Here is a 2,666-nt window from a genome sequence, read left to right as displayed (position 1 = left end):
CGACGAAATTACTTGCTTCATTCTATGCGTTAACTCACTTAATACTAAAAGTGAATACAATGATTCTGAAATTAATGAATAAGGATCAGTGTATTTAACTTGACGTGGGGAGTCATACCAACGCCGCAATAAGCGGACTAAAATTGTTGGTTATAATGTTGAGGCACGAAACTTAACCAACTGTTTTAGTTCCGTTTAATTGCCTTGTTAGGCATTTGAACTACTCACTTTCAACCAAACTTCCTTCGTAACAACTTGCGGCCTCTAGAACTGCTTCAAGTGCGTTATCTAGCGAAGCTCTTCCATTTATTTTTTTAAGTAATTCATATCTTGCATGATACCTAAATGGTAGTTCTGGGTTCATAATTTTTTTTAAACCTTCACTCGAGTATGATGACAAAACACTTTGCATATTTGCAATAAGCTCATCACTATTGAGCTCAATTTCAAAAGGGAGTTTCTCATTGCATTTAGCTTTTATTATTTCATCAATAACAGAATTATTCCAAACAGTACCTATTTGAGGGTCTAACTCTCCTTTTACACCAATTCGGCCAACATATATTCCAGCTAGAATGGCAACATCACGCTCAAAAGTATATTTAGTTCCACGAATTTCAACAGAACCATTTGGACAGTAGTATAAAACAGGGGCACCGGACATTCCGCTTTTAGAAGCCGAATCTATCAAAAATTTTGGCTCTCGATTCCATCCGACCTGAACCGAAGATGCAATAGTTGCACGCTTCCATACAGGCTGAGCATAATAATCTTGTAAGTTATGAGGATATCCAGGAATAAATAATTCTTCAGTAACCTCTACAGATTGAAACCATTTTTCTATTACATCGCTATTTGGTACAAGGTATTTTTGTACAGGACATAATTCTGTATTTCCAATCCCATGAACTTGCATTATAGGTGAAATCATTTGTTCTCTACATTCACCTGTTGAAAGATACATTTCTGAACGAAAACTTGATTGAGGGTTAAATGGAATAACAGCGACATCAACCCTAGGCCAGTTCTCTGGATGAATAAAAAAGAGAGACTTATCATCATCGATCAATGGGATAATTATTGGAATCCTATTGATTAAATATCCCGGAGTTTCGATAGCAAGATTGACTATTACATTATTAGGAATAGCTAATGTATCTGATAGAGTCGAAAGTGACTCAGAATGACGACCTGAAAGATTATGCCATGCAGTAACAATATAAAATTCAGATCCATTCTGATAAATTACACCGGTACCATATGAAAGAACTATTTTTTCGTGCCTCATTGTAAGGTGAACGACTGAATTGCTGACTGCTGCCATATTAAAATCCTACTTATGAAACGAAACTCGCATAATGCCTAACGCCCACTTAAGCGGACAAAAATAGTTTGTTAAAATGTGTAGCGAAGCGGAACCTAACCAACTGTTTTTGTTCCGTTTTAAGTGCTTGTTAGTAGCCTTTACACCGTAGCCGTGGCTTTATTCTCATTTTTAGTAAACAGAAGAAGAAAAACACCTAGCATTATTGCTATATCTGCTACATTAAAAATCCCAGTACGGATGGAACCAATACCAATATTTAGAAAATCAATAACAGCACCGTTATTAACTACACGATCATAAAAATTACTAATACCACCAGAAAACACCAAAGATAAAGCAATTAAAGAAGTAAGGTGCTGTTTTGAATTTGAAACTAAATATACAAATAAAGCGGACAAAAACATACCAACTAGAACTACAAAAAACCAGAATCTAGCTTGTTCTGACAAGTTGTTACCCAAGCCCAGAAAAGCACCAATATTTTCCGTATATCCAACCCTGAGGGTATCATTAAGGTAGCTTGTCATTTGAAATTTAGGAAGGTGTTCTGCTGCCAATAGTTTGGTGGCTTGATCACAACCTACGCATGAAAGAGTAACTAAAAAAATAGTTAATAATCTTTTCCAAATATCCATATTTACTCAAAACCTTTTCTGGCTACTAACGCTTAAATTAAGCGAAAAAATTTAGTTGGCTAAAATGTTGAACGGAGTGAAAACAGCCAACTGTATTTTTTCCGTTTGAATTTCTTGTTAGCTACACTACTGCTTAGTGTGCTTATCTATGCTCTTATTTAATAGTTTGACTGTATTTATGCATTCAGTTTTTCTTGAACCTTTTAAATCACTACAACCCTTTGGCTTCTTTTTAACTGGAAGGGGTTCTCCAGTAACAATGTGCCTAACTAGATCAATATCAGCTTGGGTTCCTAATTCTGCCAAAGTACCGTCTCTCTGATTCTCTTTATTCTCAATACCAAGTTGCTCATCTAAAGCAGCACCAACAATAGTGCAACCCTGCAAAGGAATAAGTAACGCTAGTAAAACCCGAACTCTCATATAATATCCACAACCTTGTGTAGCTAACGCTTAATTAAACTGCAAAAATAGTTGGATTGGTTTTTGCGTCTTTTGCAAAAAACGAGACAAGCTATATTTGTCAGATTGAATTACCTTGTTATTTGATGGTAGCGAAAAAACGCTAACGATAACAATCACTTTACGGCTTAAGGCAGCCCGACCGTAGCAGCAAAAAGTGCCCAGCGCCACGACTAACCCAACCTTGAACTTTGAGCCAAACACTAAAGGATATTTAGCTAATGGCTTTACAGCAATATTGT

General features: G+C 36.1%; 4 protein-coding genes. All 4 read right to left on the bottom strand.

Annotated features, from left to right (window positions below):
• Positions 1–220: 220 nt before the first annotated feature.
• Positions 221–1,324 carry a hypothetical protein gene (locus H4J59_RS01250; RefSeq protein ID WP_182236132.1) on the bottom strand — a complete coding sequence of 368 codons (1,104 nt, stop codon included), beginning with the start codon at positions 1,322–1,324 and terminating at the stop codon, positions 221–223.
• Positions 1,325–1,464: 140 nt separating this feature from the next.
• Positions 1,465–1,962: a signal peptidase II gene (gene lspA, locus H4J59_RS01245; RefSeq protein ID WP_182236130.1), complete on the bottom strand. Its 498-nt coding sequence runs from the start codon at positions 1,960–1,962 to the stop codon at positions 1,465–1,467.
• A 126-nt stretch (positions 1,963–2,088) separates the two neighbouring features.
• Positions 2,089–2,385, bottom strand: coding sequence for a hypothetical protein (locus H4J59_RS01240; protein WP_182225639.1), 297 nt, complete (start codon positions 2,383–2,385; stop codon positions 2,089–2,091).
• Positions 2,386–2,415: 30 nt separating this feature from the next.
• Positions 2,416–2,666: hypothetical protein (locus tag H4J59_RS19160; protein WP_220469684.1), on the bottom strand; the 251-nt coding region annotated here is incomplete at its 5' end.

It is taken from the genome of Colwellia sp. MB02u-10, from assembly GCF_014077185.1.
Taxonomy (GTDB): Bacteria; Pseudomonadota; Gammaproteobacteria; order Enterobacterales; family Alteromonadaceae; genus Cognaticolwellia.
Note: the sequence above shows the minus strand (reverse complement) of the source record. Positions and strands in the feature narration are given on the sequence as shown.

Bases quoted from the DNA above. Each gene is read 5' to 3' on its own strand.
- H4J59_RS01250 (WP_182236132.1), bottom strand. From the start codon at position 1,324: ATGGCAGCAGTCAGCAATTCAGTCGTTCACCTTACAATGAGGCACGAA.
- lspA (WP_182236130.1), bottom strand. From the start codon at position 1,962: ATGGATATTTGGAAAAGATTATTAACTATTTTTTTAGTTACTCTTTCA.
- H4J59_RS01240 (WP_182225639.1), bottom strand. From the start codon at position 2,385: ATGAGAGTTCGGGTTTTACTAGCGTTACTTATTCCTTTGCAGGGTTGC.